Below are 18438 nucleotides of genomic sequence, written 5' to 3'. Positions count from 1 at the left end.
CCCTAGATGATCCTGTAATGCTCCGCCAGCATCGTATAGCTTCTGTGCGCGGTGAGATAGCGCGCATCTTCGGCGTAGGTGGTGGGATAAACCTGCGGCACCGGGAGATGCTCCAGGTTGTCCCCCACATTCACAAAGGTGAAGAGGCAGGAGTTGGACAGCGCCCTGCTGGTGCGGTCGCGGCTTATCCGCTCTATATTCGCTTCCACGCAGACGAAACTCCCCTTGGTGTACACGACCTTCGCAGTGTAGTGCAGCTTGTCCCCCATCCTTACCGGCTCATAGAAGTTGATCCTGTTCACCGCTGCCACAACCGGGCGGTCCGGCGCCACGATCTCCGAGCATATGGCGGCCAGTTCATAGGCGCGCCTGATCAGGTACCCCCCGAAGATCTTCTGCGGCACATTCTCGAATTCCGGCACCATCCTCTCCCACGAGTCAGTCGCCACCCTTCCCGCCAGCAGCCCCTGGAAGGCCGGCTCATCCTGCGCCTTGTGCAGCGCCGTGAACATCTCGTACTCCTCGCGCGTCGGGGGCTCCAGCAGCGCCGCGGTGTGCTTGCGGTACTCGTCGCGTCGCGCCAGCGCCTTTGCCGAGCGGTTCTTCTCCAACTCGTCCTGGTACTCCAGCGGAGGGAGAGGGACGCTGACGGCGCCCTCCCCGGTCCCTGAGCGCGCCACCATCGTGAAGTAGCAGGAGGCGACGTGATTCTTCGGCTCTCCCGGCTGCTCCACACGGATCCCCACCTCCAGCGAACTCCTGCCGATGTGATTGATGCGGGCGGCAAAGATGAGGTCTTTCGTCACATCCGCGGCGTGGCGCACGAGGATGTTGTCTATCGCGGCCGTCACCACGCGGGCCTCCGGATGGAAACGGTTCACGTACTTGAGCGCGGTCTCCTCCGCCACCTTGTCCAGTATTTCCAGCAAAAGCCCGAACCTCAGGTTTCCCTGCAGATCCGGATCGTCTATCACCATGAAGCGGCGGCGCAGCTTCAGGTCGGTGCTCAGAGGAAGGATCTGGTAAAAAGAGGTTTCAATCGGTGTTGTCATCCGCTGCTCCCTGGTCGTGTTTGATATCGTGCCATAGTACTCGCGACAGTATAAGGGGTCAAGCTCGCGCTGTCCGCTCTGGAACAGGGGATGGTATACGTGCATCTTCGGCTTTTTTGGATGGACACGGATCACTCCTTTCCGTAGACTTGCACCGCTTTGAGAGCAAAAGTAAAGGAGCTGTCCGATGCTATTACTGGCACAGAGAGAAGAACTGATCCGTTTTGGCAAAAAGATGCTGACCGCCCGCCTCACCTCCGGTACCGGCGGCAATCTGAGCGTATACGACCGCGCCGAGGGGCTGATCGCCATCACGCCGAGCGGTATCGAATATGAGGACATGGAGCCTGCGGACATCCCGCTGGTGGACATCTCCGGGCGCGTGGTGGAAGGGAGCCGCAACCCCTCCAGCGAGCTCGGATTTCATCTCGCGCTGTACCGTAAGCGCGCGGACATCACCGCCGTCGTCCACACCCACTCGGTCTACGCCACTACTATGGCCTGCCTCAACTGGGAGATACCCGCCGTGCACTACCTCGTCGCTTTTTCCGGCCAAAAGGTGCCTCTCGCGCCGTACGCGACATTCGGGACCGATGAGCTGGCGGAAAACGTGGTGCAGGGGATCGAAGGCTACAACGCGGTCCTTCTCGCCAACCACGGGCTGGTGACGGTCGGTCGGAACCTCCCCACCGCCTTTGCGGTCGCGGAGGAGATCGAGCTGGTCTCCCAGATCTATTACCAGACAAAGTGCATCGGCCAACCGGTGATCCTCCCTGAGGACGAGATGTCCCGGGTTATCGAGAAGTTTGCGGTGTACGGACAGAAGGGGAAGAAGATCCCGCTGGAGGGGGAAAACTGAGGTCCTTCCGGGAGTTCCGGGACTCTGGACGCCGACTAAGAGCAAATCCCCCCTGTCCCCCCTTCGCAAAGGGGGAACGTAATGGCCTCGGCTGGTCCTTCGATGGGAAGAACGTTGGCTCCCCCCGGTTTCCCGGATGAACAAAAATGAGTCGTGTCCTTTTCTGAGAAAATGTAAACATTGATATACTGCTTGAAAGGGAGTATGTAGAACCTATTAATTCTGAGAAGTCGGGGCTTGGACGGCCTGCCTTCGAGGAATCCCCCGTAGCAAGACATACCGTATCTGACGCAAGGGCAAGGCCTGAGCGGAAGGATCGCCAGAAGTGCCAAGCGGTATATAATACCAAAGGTCTCTAGCCTTCTTTTGCTCCGCGCAGAAGAAGGCTTTTTCATTTTCCGGAGGGTAGCGCCATGAGTAAACGGGTAGGTGTCATCGGCATCGTCATCGACGATCCGAAAGAGGTGAGGGACAAGGTGAACGCCATCATCAGCAGCTACGGCCACGTCGTCGTCGGGCGGATGGGAATCCCGCGGCTGGAGGCAAACGTGGGGGTCATCGCTCTTATCATCGAGGGGACGACCGACGAGATCGGCGCCATGACGGGCAAGCTCGGCAACATCAAGGGGGTGACGGTGAAATCCGCGCTGACCTCGCAGACGATCAAGGAGGCAAGGAATGATTGACGAAAAAGAGCGCAGCTCCGACCGGTTCATCGACGACGACCTCATCCTCAGGCTCATAGACGAGGGGGCGTCCACCGCGGCAGAGCCGGCGGCGGTGCGGGCAATCATCGAAAAGGGGAGGGGACATCACGGGCTTTCCGCCGCAGAGGTCGCCGTTCTCCTGCAGGTGCAGGACCCGCAACTTCTCGGCGAAATGTACGCCGCCGCGGCCGCTGTGAAGGAGGCGATCTACGGCAAGAGGATCGTCATCTTCGCGCCGCTCTATCTCTCCAGCCACTGCGTGAACAGCTGCGTCTACTGCGGCTACCAGATGCAGAACAAGGAGCAGCTGCGCCACCGCCTCACCATGGAGGAGGTGCGCAGGGAGGTGGAGATCATCGAGTCCCTGGGGCACAAGCGTCTTGCCCTCGAGGCGGGTGAGCATCCGGTGCAATGTCCCATCGAGTACGTGACCGATGCTATCCGCGAGATCTACAGCATAAAGGACGGCAACGGTGCGATCAGGCGGGTGAACGTGAACATCGCCGCCACCACGGTGGAGGAGTACCGCAAACTGAAGGAAGCGAAGATCGGGACCTACATCCTCTTCCAGGAGACGTACCACCGCCCGACCTACGCCGCCCTCCACCCCGCCGGCCCGAAACGGGATTACAACTGGCACACCACCGCCATGGACCGGGCGATGCAGGGTGGGATCGACGACGTGGGGATCGGCGTCCTCTACGGACTGTACGAGTTCAAATATGAGACGGTGGCGATGTTCCTGCACGCGGAGCACCTGGAGAAGACCTTTGGCGTGGGGCCCCACACCATCTCCGTCCCGCGCATGCGCCCGGCGGGGACGGTGAACCTGGAGAGCTTCCCTCATCTGGTGAGCGACGACGACTTCAGGAAGGTCATCGCCATCATCCGGCTTGCGGTGCCGTACACCGGGATGATCCTTTCCACCCGCGAGGAGCCGGAGTTGCGCGACGAGCTCATCACCTACGGCATCTCCCAGGTCAGCGCCGGGTCGTGCACCGGCGTCGGCGGCTACCAGAAGGTGTACGAGGAGCACCAGGCCACCAGCAACATCAACAACGGCCAGCAGTTCGAGCCGAGCGACCAGCGCTCCCCGAACGAGATCATCCGCATGCTGTGCCGCAAAGGGTTCATTCCGAGCTACTGCACCGCCTGTTACCGCCAGGGGCGGACCGGAGACCGCTTCATGGAGCTCGCAAAGAGCGGGGAAATCCAGAACGTCTGCCTGCCGAACGCCCTCCTCACCTTCAAGGAGTACCTACTCGACTACGCAGACGAGGCGACCCGGGCGGACGGGGAGGTCCTGATAAAGGAGGCGCTGGCGACGATCCCGGACGAGACGATCCGGAAGACCGCTGTCGAGCGCCTTCAGGAGATAGAGAAGGGGAAGCGGGATCTGTACTTCTGATACTGCTGCAACTGGCGGAGATTCCGGAGCGGCCTCATCGTTGCGGCGCCACATCTGCAAATCCCCCCTGTCCCCCCTTTTTGTTTGGACCGGAGTCAAGGGTTACAAGTGTGCGGGGACATAGGTAACACTTTTGGACTACTCTGCCGCCTCGGACATGTGAACTTCTCTGAGCTTCTGGTTGCAAAAATGTATCGAAAATTTGCCGTCTTGGGCGGTCTCCCTGAATGCTACAGGCTGCCCCCTTAGAGCCTTAGAGAGTCGAAAGATTCTGCCTTTAAAGTGGACGTCGCCATTTTCTTGAACCTTTCTGACTGCGTCCCCCGGCCAGTATTCTATCTGAGGGAGGACCTCGGGATACGGACGCTGGCTCGGCTCGTACCGGGTGATAGGAGTGTCTAAACCTAGCGCTTCGTGAGGTCGTTCGAGATTATAGATGTCACGAAACCTATCGAACGCGCGCTGGCACTCGTCCAGGTCGGCAAATACAGCCTTAGAGATGCAATCCTCACCCAGAGTGCGATGAAACCGCTCGTCCTTTCCTTGGGTCTGGGGATGATATGGCCGAGAATGGCTCACTGCCACACCGACACGGACAATCCAGACAGTCAGCTGTGTGAGACCGGTGAACGCGTCGTTGCCCCAAGGGCTTCCATTATCCATCGTGATGCGATTAGGAAGGCCGTAGCGTCGAAACGTCTCGATCAACGCTTGCTGAACCGTCGCAGTTGTCTCATCAGCACATGCTTTCAGCAGCACATCAAAGCGCGAATGGTCGTCAAGGATCGTCAGAGGATGGCAGCGCCTGCGGCGCGTCATGAAGTGTCCCTTGAAGTCCATCTGCCACAGATCGTTAGGGTGAGGGTGCTCGAAACTACCAAGCGGTTGGTGCTTCAGCGACTCAAGCGGATCGATAAGCCCTCGGCGCCGCAGGATGTCGGTTATAGTCGATGCAGCCGGCACCTCTTCGTGCCCAAGGTCGGTCATTCTCCTGCGGAGCTTACGTCCCCCCCATGTCTCATGTTGGCCCCGCAGGGCAACGACAGCGTCTTCAACAGATGCCTCTGTCTTCGATGGGCTGTTATGGGGGCGACGCGATTGATCTACCAGGCCTGCTGCGCCTGACTCTTTAAAGCGGTCGAGCCACTTGTAGCCCGTCTTCCTACTGATGTTGAAACGCGCGCACAACTCGGAGAAGTTGCAGGACTCCTGTTGCGCGAACAACACGAACTCAGACTTAAGGGCCAAGATACTCACCTCTTGCCAAGACATGACCGCCCTCCTTTCAAAGAGAGATGCATGTCTAGATCATAAAGTGTTACCTATGTCCCCGCACAGTTGTTACCTATGTCTACAGTCTATACACCCTTCGCAAAGGGGGGGACGCAAGGTCTTCTTCAGCGCCTTGTGGGGCACAGGCACTCGGTTCCCCGGCACTGCGGAAGGACGCAACAAAAAGCCCCGCCTTTTCAGACGGGGCTTTTTGTTGCCGTTTCAGGGCCTGAAGCGGTCGCGCCTCGGTCAGAAGCTTCCTTTGGGGCGCGGCTTGTCCGATACGTCCTCATCGGAGTCACTTTCCCCCTTGGAGCCGATGTCTTCAGCACCGGTGCGCTTCAGGATGTCCATTGCCTGCTTTTTCCAGTCCCTGTTGTCGCAATGCACCGAGAGGAGGATGCCGCCATCCTTCACCCGCCCCTCATACCGTTGCGCCTCGTACTCGGGGATACCCATTCCCACGAGGGCTCCGGCGATGCCGCCGACGACGCCACCGGCACCGATACCTGCCAGCAGCGAGACGATCGGGCCGGCTGCAATCAGAGGGCCGACACCCGGGATGGCGAGGCTGCCGATGCCGGCAAGCCACCCGAGCGTGCCGCCGATCACCGCACCGGTCCCTGCTCCCGCGGTTGAACCTTCAGGCATCTTCGTCTCTTTTTCCACCGCGAAGTCTTTGGTGCCGGTATTCTCGGAGAAGAGAACCGAAATGTCGGCATTGCGGAAGTCGGCATACTTCAGTGCCTCGACCGCCTGTTCTACTTGGCTGCGGTTACGATAGATCCCAAAGACTGCTATGTTTTTTGCCATGGTCATATCTCCTGTGCTCAAAGCCTGCTATGTCCGTCTCTACAACCCGGGATCGGGAGATCCCCTTTCTCCGGTCCTTGCCAGGCTTCTACTTCCACTCCCTGGGGAGTCACACTGTCCCGCTATTCAAGTGTACCATTGCCGGCGAGCGATGAGTTGTAAAATTGACGGTAAAACGGGACCTTACTGTCTCTGCTTCGTCTGGTGCCACTCCTCCGCGATGCAAAGAAAAGCCCCGCCAGGTTGTGGCAGGGCTTGTTTTCTGCCCACTACTTCTTCTCGGGCGCTACCGTCAGTTCGTTGGTGACCTTCCCTTCTCCCGCGACCTGCGTCGCTGCCTGCTCAACGATCTGCTTCTCCTCTTCCGATTTTACCGGCCCCCGGAGGCTGACTTGCCCGCCACGGGTGATTATCTTAACGTTGTGGGCCTTGGTGGAAAGGGACTTGTTCTTCGTTATCGCTTTGCGGATCTGCTGTGTCATCTTCCGGTCTGCCGGATTTTCCTTTTGCTGATCCGCGGTCCCCTTCTGCCGCATCTCCTTGTTTACTCTCGTGTTGTCCGGCTCTGTCCCGGTGTCCGACTGTGCAAATCCCGTGATCGGCGCGCTCACGGCAACGACGGCTGACAATGCGAATGCAACGGCTAGCTTTCTGTTCATGTTATTCCATCGCCTCCTTGTTCAAGTTTCGGTCCATTCTGTCGTGGCTGCCTCTAACGGTGAAGCGGCTGGACGCGGGATGCCACCTTTTGACGGAAGTGACGCTTCACCGACATCGGCATTATAAAAGTGTAGCACTCCCGCAACGTCATTCCACGGCACCGGAAGCTTTAGACGTGCTCAGTGCAGCCGTCCGCCCTTCGCTATGACGTCGTTCACTTCCACGGGTGCCGAGTATGTTACAATTTTCTCAAAACCCAGAAAGGAGAAGGTCATGGCGAAACTCATCAATGAACATAGCAGTCATATAGCGGTACCGGAGAAGATGCCGCTGCTGCCATTACAGGACACCGTCATTTTCCCCATGATGCGGATTCAACTGACCGCTGAGCGTCCTTTCTCTGTCGCTGCAGTGCAACAGTCACTCCTGCAGGACCGGTTCATTTTCCTCGTCGCCCAGCAGAACGCGACGGATGACCCGTCGCTGGACGACCTGTACCCGGTGGGGACGATCTGCATTCTGCTCCACTCCGTGCCGCAGGAAAACGGCACGGTGATCCTGGTCCAGGGCGTTGCCAAGGCGCGCATAAACGATATCTGGTCGGAGGATAACTTTCGCATGGTCTCGGTGGAGCATCTTCCCGACTCCACGGTGAGGAATGTGGTGGAGGAGAGGGCGCTGATGCGGGAGGTGATGGAGCGGTTCCGCGCCATTGCCCTTTCGGGAGACAGCATTCCTGCGGAGCTGGTGAACTTTCTGCAGGGGATAAACGATCCTGGGGTGGTGGCATTCGCCATCGCAGCTAACATCCGCCTCTCCATGTCGGAGGCGCAGTTACTTCTGGAAACGACGGACCCGGTGCACCGGCTGCAGACCCTCCTCGACATCCTCTCCAAGGAGGCGGAAGTCCTCTCGATGCAAAACCAGATCAAGAGCACCGTGGACGAGGAGATAAAGAGACACCAGAAGGAGTATTACCTGCGCGAGCAGCTGAAGGCGATACAGAACGAGCTCGGCGGGAACAGTTCCCGTGCCGATGCAAGCGATCTGCGGGACAAGATCCTTGCCAAGCAGATGCCGGAGGTCGCCGAGAAGGAGGCGCTGCGGCAGCTGTCACGCCTGGAGCGGATGCCGCAGGAAGGGCCGGAGGCGGAGACGGTACGCAACTATTTGGACTGGATGGTGGATCTCCCGTGGAATACGGTCTCTGACGACTCCATCAACATCGTGGAGGCGAAGAAGGTACTGGACGAGGACCATGCCTTTCTGGAGAAGATAAAGGAGCGCATCCTGGAATTTCTGGCTGTGCACAAGCTGCAGAAGACGTCGAAGGGTTCGATCATCTGCTTTGTCGGTCCCCCGGGAGTCGGGAAGACTTCGCTCGGGAAATCGATATCGCGGGCCATGGGACGCAAGTTTGTGCGTATCTCGGTCGGCGGCATCCACGACGAGGCGGAGATCCGCGGGCACCGGCGCACCTACATCGGCGCCATGCCCGGAAGGATTATAAACGCACTGAAGCAGGCGGGTACGAGGAACCCGGTCTTCATGCTGGACGAGATCGACAAGATCGGGACCGACTTCAGGGGGGGAGACCCGTATTCCGCGCTCCTGGAGGTCCTCGATCCGGAGCAGAACAACACCTTCACCGACCACTATCTGAACGTGCCGTTCGATCTCTCCAAGGTCGTCTTCATCACCACGGCAAACTCCCTGGAGCGTATCCCGGCCCCCCTCCTGGACAGGATGGAGATCATCCAGCTGGCCGGGTACACCGAAGAGGAGAAGCTGGACATAGCGCTGCGCTACCTCGTCTCCAGGCAGATCGAGAAGAACGGGCTGACGCCGGCACAGGTCGAGTTTCTCCCCGAAGCTATCATCACCATCATCAGGAGCTACACCCGCGAGGCGGGGCTCAGGAACCTCGAACGCGCCATCGGAAAGGTCTGCCGAAAGCTCGCCAAGAAGGTAGCAGAAGGGAGCGCCGAGAACTTCCGGGTCACCGCGGCACAGGTGGAGGAACTGATGGGCGAGCCTCCGCGGGTGTTCGACACGGAACTCGAGGAGGACGAGGTGGGGACGGCGACGGGGCTCGCCTGGACGCCGGTCGGCGGGGAGATTCTCTTTGTGGAGGCGATGGCGATGGCAGGAAAGCCGACCCTGCACCTGACCGGTTCGCTGGGGGAAATCATGAAGGAATCGGCCGACGCCGCCCTCTCCTACATCCGCGCCAACGCCACGCGCTTCAACATACCTCCGGAGCGTTTCCGCGACACGGCCCTCCACATCCACGTGCCCGCAGGCGCCCTGCCGAAGGACGGCCCGTCCGCCGGAATCACCATGGCGACCGCGGTACTCTCCACCCTCACCAGGAAGCCGGTGCGCCATGAGGTGGCGATGACCGGCGAGATAACGCTGCGGGGGAAGGTCCTGCCGATCGGCGGACTGAAGGAGAAGATCCTCGGTGCGGTCCGTGCGGGGATCAAGGTCGTCATCGTGCCGGAAGGGAACATGCGGGACCTGGTCGACATTCCGGCTCAGATCCTCGAGAAGGTGAAGATCGTGCCGGTGAAGACGATCGACGACGTCTTCAATGAAGCCTTTGTGCCGGGTGGTGCGCCGGTTCCGTCACCGGCGGAACCGGTGATATCCGCGCCGTCCGGCGTGCCGGCACAAATGCTGGAAGAAGGGAGTGACACCATATACGAGGACGGCGAGTACTGACGAGAACTCCGTGATGGAGATGCATGCATAGAAAAAGGGGACGGCTGCTTCGCCGCCCCCTTTTTTTCACTCTTCCCCCTAGAACTTGCTCTTCAGGAAGTCCATGCCCTCTTCCAGCGCTCCCCCTTCCGGGACCCTTCCGTCCGGGGTCAGCTTGTCAACCACGTTGGGGAGGTGCTCCGAGAGCTGGGTTGCCGCCTCGTCGTTGGATATCCCGGCCTCTGCCGCCACCTGCTGAATCCGCTCGTTTCCCAGCCCTTCCTTAAGCTGAGTAGGGGATATCGGTGCGTTCTCTCCCTTGCCGATCCACGTTGTCATTATGTCGCCAAGTCCGTTCAGCCTGAAGGACTGGATGATCCCGCTCAGTCCGCCTCCGGAAAGGATGTGCGCGATCCCCTTCATGAGGCCGGGGGAGCCGTGCTGTCCCATCAATCCCTGTGCCTTCCCTGCCATGTCGTCGAACATTCCCATGGAAAACCTCCTCTACCTCCAAGGCTGCATGGAGTCCGTGCAGCCTCCTTGCGACGGTGGTATCTCCGGTCGATAAAACTGCTGCCAAATTAATAGTTTACACGTCTGGCGCGCGGATGCAACAGTCTCGGGGATCTGCCGTCATTCCGGCGGCCGAAGGCGCTGGCAGAGATGCCGGGAGTGCTGGCGGTGGCTGTGGAATCAGTAAAGGGGGACGGCGTGGTCGAGGTGAGTCAGGTAGAGGCGGGTGTCGAATTCGAACTGGTGGTAGGCGGGCTCCATGTATTCGCAGAGACTGTAAAAGGCCTTGTTGTGATCCTTCTCCTTCAGGTGGGCGAGTTCATGGACCACTATCATGCGCAGGAACTCCAGGGGCGCGTCCCTGAAGATCGAGGCGACCTTTATCTCGTGCTTTGCCTTGAGCTTGCTTCCCTGCACCCGCGAGGCGAAGGCGTGCAGGCCGAGGGCATGGTTGATGGTGCTGATCTTCGGGTCGTAGACAACCTTGGAAAGAGGCTGTGACTTCTTCAGGTACTCGTTCTTTATGGCTACCGCATAGTCATACAGCGCCCTGTCGGTCTTGATGCCGTGCGCCGACGGGTATTTCTTCAGGAGGAGGGGGCCGAGCTTCTCGCCCGCCACAAGGGCGCCGACCTTCGCCCTGATCTCATCCGGGTATCCGTCGAGGTACTTCAACGTGATGCTCTGCTCGCTGTTCATCTCTCTCTCGTGCCGGGAAAATTGGCGGCTGATGCGCCTTTGCGTGACTATACACCAGGGGAAGGGGGGGAAGCCAGAGGGTTTTTGCTGCTGCGGCGGCTGGACAACCCGGCAGGAGGCACCCCTTCACCGTTTCCGGCGGACGCGGCCAAAGGTTCGGGGTAACCTCTCCCCGCTGGAGGAAGGAAGTCGCGCGGCGTTTAGCGGGGAGAGGGAGTGAAAGCTACTCCGGTTTTGCCTGGGAAAGCCTTGCCTTCAGGTCGGCGACAGTTTCGCCGGCGACACCGAGGTTCTCGTCGGCCTGCTCCCGGACGAGCACGGAGTGGAAGTGGAGGGGGACCTTCGTGATCTCGGATGCTGCCTTGCTGAGGGTGGTAATAAGCTCCCGCTTCTGTTCAGTTGTGAGTTTTCCGCCTTCCCATGTGATTACGGGCATGTTCGTCTCCTTTGAGGGTTATGTTCAGGGTGAAGTGAAGTGTCGACTTCAGCGCAGCGGGCTATAGGAATCATTCGTCGCGGTCGAGAGGGCAGTAGATCCCCTTGTTCGCGATGAGAGGGGCGAAACAGCTGTTGCATGAAACACAGCGCGCGGGGGCGAGGTCGCCGCCGAGCCAGCGTTTCACCAGTCCCGGCTCTCGGATCAGCGGACGGCACAGGGAGATGAAGTCAGCCTCCCCCGCTGCGAGAAGCTTTTCCGCGATATCAAAGGAGCGTATGCCGCCGACGAGGATCAGCGGAATGGTGACCTCTTCCTTGTATGCTTTTGCCGCTGCGCGGTAGAACCCTTCCTCTTCCGGTGGGACCTTTCCGGTCCGGATCGCCCCGTACCGTCCCGGCTCGTAGATCGTTCCACCACTAAGCTCGATGGCGTCAACCCCGGCGGCTTGCAGCATACGGGAGACTGCCACCATCTCCTGTACGGAAAAGCCCCCCTCGAGAAAATCCTCGGAATTCAGTTTAACGAGGACGGGATACTCCGCCCCGACCGTGTCCCTCACTGCCTGGTACGTCTCGAGAAGGAGGCGCGCCCTGTTATCGATGCTGCCGCCGTACTGGTCGGTGCGCCTGTTGTAGTAGGGGGAGAGGAATTCGCTCAGCAGATAGCCGTGAGCGGCATGGATCTGGACGCCGTCAAAACCCGCCTTCTTCGCACGCAGCGCGGCGGCCGCGAATGATGCGGCGGCTTTCAACAGGTCCTCACCATCCATCGCCCGGCAGCTCTTCCCTGCAGCGGTGGTCAGCTCCGATGGGCCGATGGCGGTACTGCTGGCGAGCGCGTTCACGCCGCCGTGGGCGAGTTGCAGCACGATCGCGCCCCCCTCTTCGTGCACTCCTTTTGCCATCGACGACAGTGCAGGTATGAGGGCATCATCATAGGCACCGATCTGGCGTGGCCCCGCTTTCCCTTCCGCGCTTACGTAGCAGTGGCCGGTGATCACAAGACCAACGTCCTTGGCGGCGAGATTTGTCATAACGCGGTTCAGCGCAGCTGTGGGCGCGCCGTTGTCGTCCGCCATTCCTTCCCAGGTTGCCGAACGCACCGTTCTGTTGCGAAGCTTCAGCTTTCCGATGGTGGCGGATTCCAGAAGCATGGTTATCATGGTCCTCCTTTTGCGAGATCCATCCCGCCGCGGCTGTGCTGGTGGCGCGATGCACCTAACTTCGAGGGGTAACGATAGGCGAGACGGTCCGTCTTGTCAAGGCAAAGTAGACAAAGCGTCTCGTCTCGTATAAGCTGCCGGCCATGGAAGAAGATAGCAAATATCCGCGTCGCCGCAGCAAGGAAGCTCATCAAGCTATCCTTGCGGCAACGCTCGACCTGGTGCAGGAAAACGGGTACTTCGGCCTCAGCCTGGAGGCGGTCGCTGCAAGGGCAGGGGTCGGGAAGCAGACGATCTATCGCTGGTGGAGTTCAAAGGCCATGGTGGTGCTGGAGGCTTACGCTCTAGCCGTAGCCGAGCAGATACCGATGCCCGATACCGGCGCCGTAGAGGAAGATCTTTTCCGGTTGCTGGACAGCATCTTCACCCGGATAGCCACCTCGGGATCCGGAAAAGCGCTCGCAGGTCTCATTGCAGAAGCCCAGGCCGATCCGAATTTTGCGGAAGCCTTTCGTTCCGGCTTCATCGAATCACGCAGGGAAGGGGTGCGGGGGATCCTGCGCAAGGGAATAGAGCGTGGCGAGCTGAACGCGGAGATCGACCTCGAAGTCGCGGTGGACGCACTCTTTGGTCCCATGTGGTACCGTCTCCTCATGCAGCACGCCCCTCTCGACGCGAGCTTCGCGCGCCAGTTGGTGCGTCAGCTCATTGCCGGGATAGCGACAGGGCAGGGAAGGAAATAGGTCAAGAGAAGGAGGCGCTCGCGCCAGCAGGCCCGTTGCCACGAATGGCTGCACGAGAAGTCGCGTGTCCCCCCTTTGCGGGCTCATCGGGGAAGTCGGGGGAAGCCGTAGTATGTTTCAACGAAGCGCCGCACGAGGCCTCGCGTCCCCCCCTTTGCGAAGGGGGGACGGGGGGGATTTGCCTTGCTCAGCCGATACGCCGGATCAGCATGTAGGCCGGAATAAGCGTAGCGTTTCCGGCAGCCCCGGTGCGGCATTGCGTTCGGCTGCGCCGATGCCGGGAACGCCTGCGGCTTATCCCGGCCTACAAGTGCCTTGAACGCCGGCGTTTCCCGTAGCCATCGCTAGCACACGACAGGGGCGGGGCCGCCCTAACGGAGTTCCATTCCGGAGAACGAAAAAGCCGCCAGGCACTTGCTGCCCCGGCGGCTTCATGAGGATCAAAGGAGGGCGAACCTCCTACCTGATCTTTTCTTTTCGTGGTCGTGGAACCTCGCGGAGCTTCCCGTGCCGCCAGCCGATCCTAAAGCCCCGGCTGGACCTGCAACAGCGCTGACTGCGCCACATCGATAAATCCCCCTAGAGCCGATGCTGTCTGCACCGCCACCAAGGATGAGACGGAGTGGTAGTCGATCTGGCTGTAGGAGGCGGGTGCGTACTGCGCCCCATCGGTATAGACGAAGCGGAGATACTTCACCTTGGAAAGATCGACCGTCCCCGCGGAAGCCGTCGTCAGTGCCGGCACAATGGCAAGCTCCCCCTGCGGTGTCACCAGTCCGGTAGGTGAGTGGTTCACCTGCGAGTACTGAAGTGCGGAGTGCCCGAGGTAGCTGTTGTTGGCGTCGTAAAGCCAGCAGTACATGTTGTAGGCGCGTGGCTCAGCGGCGAGATATGCCGCTGTGACTTCCGCGAGCCCCCTGGTCGTGATCATCCCGTCATTGTCCGGAGAGTACTCCACGATGTACCCTTCCGAAGGGAACCTCGCGAGGGATGCAACATAGTCGGAGGCGTTCGTGGTAGGAGTCCAGTCGGCCGCGGTGTAGACGTAGGCATGCGTGGCATCGGCGGCGCTTCCCGGCTCGTGGAAGGTGCGCTGAATGGTAGCGGTCGTACCATCTTTCAGCGTGAGCGTGAAGGTCCAGATACCTGCCAGAGGAAAGGACTGCTTGTTGCTGCCGTACACGAGCCTCCTGCTTATAAACGGCTTCCCGTTGCTGCTGGTGCCGAACTGGCTCGCCGTCGCAGCCGAGGTCCAGCGGGTTCCGGCGGGCGCGGTTACAGTGAACCCGTCGATGTCAGACGTCGCAAGGGCTGAGTCGTAATAAAGGGTGACGATCATGCTGGACGTCGTCCCGCTGTTGTAGTCGGGAGCGTTGTTCTCGATATACCACCCGACGCTGGTGAGTGCAGCGGCAGGAGTTCCGATAGTGGTAGCCCCCCCTCCGCCACCGCCCCCCCCGCAGCCGGAGAGGAGCAGTAACAGCGTGCTGATCAATAGGATCGATACTGTGACGAGAATCTTTCTCATGTCGTCCTCCGGGTTTCGCTGCAGCGGGCATAATTTCGGCGCGGCTGCAGCGGGCACAAAATCACATTCCAGATGGCGAACCCTGTCCGCCAGCGCGTGAGGATTCTACTGTTCTTATGAGAAACATACAACAATTATTTTAATTGGAGAAAACTTGTCAGGGGGTCAGGTCTTGAATTTTAGTGTTTTCGACTGCAGTACCTTATATTTCAAGACCTGACCCCGGTTGCGTTGTGATGACGCGCCCGCCGCGGCACGCTTGCCTCTCAGGGGGCGGCAGAGCTCGCCTCTGCACCTCCTGACGGTGCGCAGGGGATCTCCACGATGAACTCCGCGCCGTCGGCGGTGTTGCGTGCAGTAAGGTGTCCGCTCATGTTGTGGTCGATGATGAGCTTGGACATGTACAGCCCGACTCCCGTCCCCTTGTCCGGCCCCTTGGTGGTGAAGTATGGCTCGAAGATCTTGTGGATGATCTCTTCAGGGACTCCGCCTGCATTGTCGGTGACGACGAGGCGATCGGTTTCTCCGTCTGATCCGGCAGCTATCGTGATGACGCGCCTCTTTATGTCGTCGCGCTCGGCGAAGGCGTCGCGCGCATTCATCAGTATGTTGAGGAGGACCTGGGCGTACTGGTTCGCATAGCCGTAGATCACCATACTGTCGCTTATCTCCACCTCCACCTCGACCCTCTGGTTCATCAGGCTGTCCCGTATGAGGGAGAGGGTTCGGGTGACAACTCCCTTCACCTGGAAGCGCTCCTTGTCCCTGTCAGGGCGAAAGAAATCACGGAAATCGTCGATCGTCTGCGACATGTGGAAAAGAAGCTCCTTCAGCTTTTCCACCCTCTTGTCCAGAAATTCCTGGCTGCACTCTCCCGCTTCGTGCATCATCTGGAGTTCCTGAACGATGAGGCCGACGACGTTGAGCGGCTGCCGCCACTGGTGCGCGATGTTGTTGATCATTTCCCCCATCGCCGCCAGGCGGCTCTGGTGGATCAGTTGCCGGTCCTTTTGGTAGAGTGACTCCATCACGCGCAGGCGCTCCAGCGTTTCCTCCTGCAGTGCCTTCTCTGCCTCGCGGCGGCGCGCCTCCACTTCCATGTTCTCCAGTGCGAAGGTGATCTCCGTCGCCATCTGCGACAGCAGGTTGGCCAGTTGCGAGTGAAAGAAGTCCCTTTCCGCAGCGTGCATGGTGAGCGCGCCGATGACCTTGCCGTGAACGGTGAGGGCGATGGCTGCTGATGAGCCGAACCCGCAGCGCTGCGCTTCCTTCCTCCACGGCTCGGGGGCGTCTTTGCTCATGCTGTCGCTGCAGATCCGGAGCCCCCCCTCCCTGATGGCGATGGCGGTCGGCCCTGCTCCATGCGTGGCGTCGCGCACTGGCGCCGCCCCCTCGACATGCCCCTCTTTCTCCCCGCTCCACGCCACGACTGTGACTTCCCCTGCATTCTCATCGACCACGCCAATCCACGCGGTGCGCAGACCTCCGTGTCGAACTGCGACTTCTGTGACGTCCCGAAAAAGTGCGTCCCGCTCGGTTGCCCTTACGATGCACTTGTTCGTTTCACTGAGGACCGTGTACAGCCGGTTCAGGCGCATCAGCTTCTCGTTTGCACGCGAAAGGTCTAGGTACGGCTTGCGCACTGCGGCAGCGAAGATTCCTTTGTAGATGAGGTAGAACGCGACGACCTTGTAGATGTGCCCGAGCACGTTGTAGGTGTCGAAGCCGGTCTTGTAGGAAGCAAAGACCCCCTCGCTGAAGATGCAGATGATGAGCGCGTTCAGGAAATACAGGATATTCCTGTCGCCGGTGTTGCACAGCCGCTTCCAGTACATTACCGAGGCCGCGCACAAAACGGCAATGATCATGAGCTCGAGGTAGCGCTTGAGCGGGGTGAGCCCCACACCCGGGATGGCTGTCGCGGGGAGGTACTCGGGATAGAAGATGACGGCTGTGAAGATGATCCCTGCCAGGGCCAGTGCAGCGGTTATGACTGTGGAGCACGATACGGAACGGATCGGCTTCTTCGGATTTACGAAGGCACTGAGAAGAAAAACGGACGCATCGACTCCCCTTGCGGCGATCCAGAACTGCGTCGACTTGTTCGTGGAGTTCGCGGTGATAAAGGGTGGCATGGCCGCATTGCTGAGGGTGTGCATGAAATCGAGCAGCCCCACCAGGAGGAATGCGCCTCCCAAAAGCAAAGAGCGCTGGTCCTTCGACTGGTCGTAGGTGTACCAGCCGACGCTGAAAACGCACAGCGAGACCATGATGCTGAAAAACTCTGCGATGTTGTGGAAGACCAGGTAGGAACTCTTCTCCATGACCCGGTCAAGCTGGGAGGGGAGCAGTTGCACCATCAGAAAGGGCAACAGGCATGCTACAAAGGTAGCAGTGACCTGTGCGCGGGGGGAAAGCTGCTGCAGGCGTTCCTGGGGTGCGGACATTGGGTCTCCGGGAAGGGGGGGTGAACGTAAGGGCGCGTACATTGTAGCTATTTTATAAAGAAATTCAATTGGCTACTGAAGCGTTGCCAGCGCTAGCGGCAGGGGGCGCCGGGGCAGCGGGGCGTGGATTCCGCTCGTTGCCCCGGCGCGCTTTCAGGTGATGCAGTACGGTCGCTGTGACATCCACTCCCTTAACAGCGGCGCGAGCCAGGGCTCAAGCCCCTTTGCAAGATAAAAGCGGGGGTGGAGCAGGTCGTCTCCCCTGGCGATAACCCCTTCCTTTCGCGCAATCTTCTCTAGCGCGGTTCCGGGGTAGATCCTTATTCCGGTCGTCACCTTCAGCATGTCCAGGCGGAGCGAATCCGCGAAGTCGAGACTCTCCTGCACGGTCTCCCTTGTTTCTCCCGGACCGCCGAGAAGGAGAAACCCCATCCTGCGGATGCCGTGCTTGCGCAGCAGTTCCGAGGAAAGCTGCACCTGGTCGGTAGTGTATTTCTTGTTCAGCTTTTTGAGGATGAGAGGGCTGCCGCTCTCGAAACCGAGGCTCACCTCAAAGCACCCGGCGTCGGCCATCTTTTTCACAAGCTTTTCGTCGATGAACCCGGGGTAGAGGATGCAGCGCCAGCGGATCTTCCACCCGGCTTTGATGATGTCCTCGCAGAGATACTTCGCGTAGTCCCGGGGGAGATTGAAGGTATTGTCCACGAAGTAGAAGTCGGTAAAACCTGCCGCCACGTGCTCGCCAAGCGCTTCCACGACTTTGTCTATGTCGTATTTCCTGATTCTCGTCCCTTCCAGGGCGCTCGTGGAGCAGTAGCTGCACCTCATGGCGCAGCCGCGCCTCGTTTGCAGCGGTACGCATGTCTCTCCCGCGAGCCCGGCTGGGACGTTCCACAAGGAAGGGTCGGGGAGGGGGAGGATGTCGAGATCCTCTCTGTACGCAACGCTCCCGGCCTTCTGGCCCGGGAGCCATACCCCACCGATCTTCGCCGGATCCCAGCCATCTTCCAGTGCCAGGAGAAGATTTGCGAAAGCGACTTCCCCCTCACCGCAGATTCCGATGTCCGCCCCGAGATAGCTGAGGATCGCCCCCGGAAAGAGGCTGAAGGCCGCGCCGCCGACGACGATTGTGGCGTCCGAGAGGGTGCGGCACAGCTCTACCGCCTCCCGAACCGGCTCCAGGAGAAATCTCGGCTCTGCCATGTTCTGGTTGTCGACGTTTCTCACCGAGATGCCGATTACCTGTGGCTGCATCTCCTCGATGGCATGGCGAATCACTGATTGATTGTCGCCACTTCCCATCAAGTCCACCAGCCGCACCTGATGACGGTCTTTCCGGATTTCCTTGGCAACACAGTTGAGGCCCAGCGGGAGGGGGGGCATGTACAGCTTTTCTGTATTTGCAGAGATAAGAAGCACTCTCATGGCACTTT

General features: G+C 59.8%; 16 protein-coding genes. 5 read left to right on the top strand and 11 right to left on the bottom strand.

Annotated elements, in window-relative coordinates:
• Nucleotides 1–2: 2 nt before the first annotated feature.
• Nucleotides 3–1052: an acyl-CoA thioesterase gene (locus LPW11_RS04610; protein ID WP_230996962.1), complete on the bottom strand. Its 1050-nt coding sequence runs from the start codon at nt 1050–1052 to the stop codon at nt 3–5.
• Nucleotides 1053–1239: 187 nt separating this feature from the next.
• Between LPW11_RS04610 and LPW11_RS04605 the strand changes: the two genes are divergently transcribed.
• The 3 genes from LPW11_RS04605 to hydG all read left to right on the top strand — a co-directional run bounded on the left by LPW11_RS04605 (nt 1240) and on the right by hydG (nt 4026).
• Nucleotides 1240–1911, top strand: coding sequence for an L-fuculose-phosphate aldolase (locus LPW11_RS04605; protein ID WP_230996961.1), 672 nt, complete (start codon nt 1240–1242; stop codon nt 1909–1911).
• 413 nt (nt 1912–2324) lie between these two features.
• Nucleotides 2325–2597: a TM1266 family iron-only hydrogenase system putative regulator gene (locus tag LPW11_RS04600; protein WP_230996960.1), complete on the top strand. Its 273-nt coding sequence runs from the start codon at nt 2325–2327 to the stop codon at nt 2595–2597.
• Complete coding sequence (gene hydG / locus LPW11_RS04595; RefSeq protein WP_230996959.1) at nt 2590–4026, top strand: [FeFe] hydrogenase H-cluster radical SAM maturase HydG; 1437 nt, start codon at nt 2590–2592, stop codon at nt 4024–4026. The genes LPW11_RS04600 and hydG overlap by 8 nt, the downstream gene beginning before the upstream one ends.
• A 138-nt stretch (nt 4027–4164) precedes the next feature.
• On the opposite strand, the gene LPW11_RS04590 is transcribed toward hydG, so the two are convergent.
• The 3 genes from LPW11_RS04590 to LPW11_RS04580 all read right to left on the bottom strand — a co-directional run bounded on the left by LPW11_RS04590 (nt 4165) and on the right by LPW11_RS04580 (nt 6770).
• Nucleotides 4165–5298, bottom strand: coding sequence for an IS481 family transposase (locus LPW11_RS04590; RefSeq protein WP_230996958.1), 1134 nt, complete (start codon nt 5296–5298; stop codon nt 4165–4167).
• 249 nt (nt 5299–5547) lie between these two features.
• Nucleotides 5548–6111, bottom strand: coding sequence for a quinol:electron acceptor oxidoreductase subunit ActD (locus LPW11_RS04585; RefSeq protein ID WP_230996957.1), 564 nt, complete (start codon nt 6109–6111; stop codon nt 5548–5550).
• 269 nt (nt 6112–6380) lie between these two features.
• On the bottom strand, nt 6381–6770 hold the full coding sequence (locus tag LPW11_RS04580) for a BON domain-containing protein (protein ID WP_230996956.1): 390 nt from the start codon (nt 6768–6770) through the stop codon (nt 6381–6383).
• A gap of 274 nt (nt 6771–7044) precedes the next feature.
• On the opposite strand from LPW11_RS04580, the gene lon reads away from it, so the two are divergent.
• Nucleotides 7045–9495, top strand: a complete 2451-nt coding sequence (gene lon / locus LPW11_RS04575) for an endopeptidase La (protein WP_230996955.1) — start codon at nt 7045–7047, stop codon at nt 9493–9495.
• A gap of 78 nt (nt 9496–9573) precedes the next feature.
• Here the strand turns inward: lon and LPW11_RS04570 are convergent, their stop codons facing one another.
• The 4 genes from LPW11_RS04570 to LPW11_RS04555 form a co-directional block, all read right to left on the bottom strand.
• On the bottom strand, nt 9574–9966 hold the full coding sequence (locus LPW11_RS04570; protein ID WP_230996954.1) for a YidB family protein: 393 nt from the start codon (nt 9964–9966) through the stop codon (nt 9574–9576).
• A gap of 201 nt (nt 9967–10167) precedes the next feature.
• A complete protein-coding gene (locus tag LPW11_RS04565; protein ID WP_230996953.1) occupies nt 10168–10686 on the bottom strand; it encodes a YgjP-like metallopeptidase domain-containing protein in 519 nt (172 codons plus the stop codon).
• Nucleotides 10687–10909: 223 nt separating this feature from the next.
• Nucleotides 10910–11122, bottom strand: a complete 213-nt coding sequence (gene dmpI / locus LPW11_RS04560) for a 4-oxalocrotonate tautomerase DmpI (protein WP_230996952.1) — start codon at nt 11120–11122, stop codon at nt 10910–10912.
• 70 nt (nt 11123–11192) lie between these two features.
• On the bottom strand, nt 11193–12287 hold the full coding sequence (locus LPW11_RS04555) for an NADH:flavin oxidoreductase (RefSeq protein WP_230996951.1): 1095 nt from the start codon (nt 12285–12287) through the stop codon (nt 11193–11195).
• Between the two features lie 143 nt (nt 12288–12430).
• Here LPW11_RS04555 and LPW11_RS04550 point away from each other — a divergent pair, with 143 nt between their 5' ends.
• Nucleotides 12431–13030: a TetR/AcrR family transcriptional regulator gene (locus LPW11_RS04550; protein ID WP_230996950.1), complete on the top strand. Its 600-nt coding sequence runs from the start codon at nt 12431–12433 to the stop codon at nt 13028–13030.
• Nucleotides 13031–13553: 523 nt separating this feature from the next.
• On the opposite strand, the gene LPW11_RS04545 is transcribed toward LPW11_RS04550, so the two are convergent.
• The 3 genes from LPW11_RS04545 to LPW11_RS04535 form a co-directional block, all read right to left on the bottom strand.
• Complete coding sequence (locus LPW11_RS04545) at nt 13554–14558, bottom strand: hypothetical protein (RefSeq protein ID WP_230996949.1); 1005 nt, start codon at nt 14556–14558, stop codon at nt 13554–13556.
• A 266-nt stretch (nt 14559–14824) separates the two neighbouring features.
• A complete protein-coding gene (locus LPW11_RS04540) occupies nt 14825–17005 on the bottom strand; it encodes an MASE3 domain-containing protein (protein WP_230996948.1) in 2181 nt (726 codons plus the stop codon).
• Between the two features lie 153 nt (nt 17006–17158).
• Nucleotides 17159–18430 carry a B12-binding domain-containing radical SAM protein gene (locus LPW11_RS04535; RefSeq protein ID WP_230996947.1) on the bottom strand — a complete coding sequence of 424 codons (1272 nt, stop codon included), beginning with the start codon at nt 18428–18430 and terminating at the stop codon, nt 17159–17161.
• Between the last annotated feature and the right edge of the window lie 8 nt (nt 18431–18438).

The sequence above is a fragment of the Geomonas sp. RF6 genome (genome assembly GCF_021044625.1).
Taxonomy (GTDB): Bacteria; Desulfobacterota; Desulfuromonadia; order Geobacterales; family Geobacteraceae; genus RF6.
Note: the sequence above shows the minus strand (reverse complement) of the source record. Positions and strands in the feature narration are given on the sequence as shown.

Excerpts from the sequence above, each read along its gene's own strand:
- LPW11_RS04565 (WP_230996953.1), bottom strand. The coding sequence starts at position 10,686 with ATGAACAGCGAGCAGAGCATCACGTTGAAGTACCTCGACGGATACCCG.
- LPW11_RS04540 (WP_230996948.1), bottom strand. The coding sequence starts at position 17,005 with ATGTCCGCACCCCAGGAACGCCTGCAGCAGCTTTCCCCCCGCGCACAG.
- lon (WP_230996955.1), top strand. The coding sequence starts at position 7,045 with ATGGCGAAACTCATCAATGAACATAGCAGTCATATAGCGGTACCGGAG.
- LPW11_RS04570 (WP_230996954.1), bottom strand. The coding sequence starts at position 9,966 with ATGGGAATGTTCGACGACATGGCAGGGAAGGCACAGGGATTGATGGGA.
- LPW11_RS04555 (WP_230996951.1), bottom strand. The coding sequence starts at position 12,287 with ATGATAACCATGCTTCTGGAATCCGCCACCATCGGAAAGCTGAAGCTT.
- LPW11_RS04600 (WP_230996960.1), top strand. The coding sequence starts at position 2,325 with ATGAGTAAACGGGTAGGTGTCATCGGCATCGTCATCGACGATCCGAAA.
- hydG (WP_230996959.1), top strand. The coding sequence starts at position 2,590 with ATGATTGACGAAAAAGAGCGCAGCTCCGACCGGTTCATCGACGACGAC.
- LPW11_RS04585 (WP_230996957.1), bottom strand. The coding sequence starts at position 6,111 with ATGGCAAAAAACATAGCAGTCTTTGGGATCTATCGTAACCGCAGCCAA.
- LPW11_RS04550 (WP_230996950.1), top strand. The coding sequence starts at position 12,431 with ATGGAAGAAGATAGCAAATATCCGCGTCGCCGCAGCAAGGAAGCTCAT.
- LPW11_RS04580 (WP_230996956.1), bottom strand. The coding sequence starts at position 6,770 with ATGAACAGAAAGCTAGCCGTTGCATTCGCATTGTCAGCCGTCGTTGCC.
- LPW11_RS04535 (WP_230996947.1), bottom strand. The coding sequence starts at position 18,430 with ATGAGAGTGCTTCTTATCTCTGCAAATACAGAAAAGCTGTACATGCCC.
- LPW11_RS04590 (WP_230996958.1), bottom strand. The coding sequence starts at position 5,298 with ATGTCTTGGCAAGAGGTGAGTATCTTGGCCCTTAAGTCTGAGTTCGTG.
- LPW11_RS04610 (WP_230996962.1), bottom strand. The coding sequence starts at position 1,052 with ATGACAACACCGATTGAAACCTCTTTTTACCAGATCCTTCCTCTGAGC.
- LPW11_RS04605 (WP_230996961.1), top strand. The coding sequence starts at position 1,240 with ATGCTATTACTGGCACAGAGAGAAGAACTGATCCGTTTTGGCAAAAAG.
- LPW11_RS04545 (WP_230996949.1), bottom strand. The coding sequence starts at position 14,558 with ATGAGAAAGATTCTCGTCACAGTATCGATCCTATTGATCAGCACGCTG.
- dmpI (WP_230996952.1), bottom strand. The coding sequence starts at position 11,122 with ATGCCCGTAATCACATGGGAAGGCGGAAAACTCACAACTGAACAGAAG.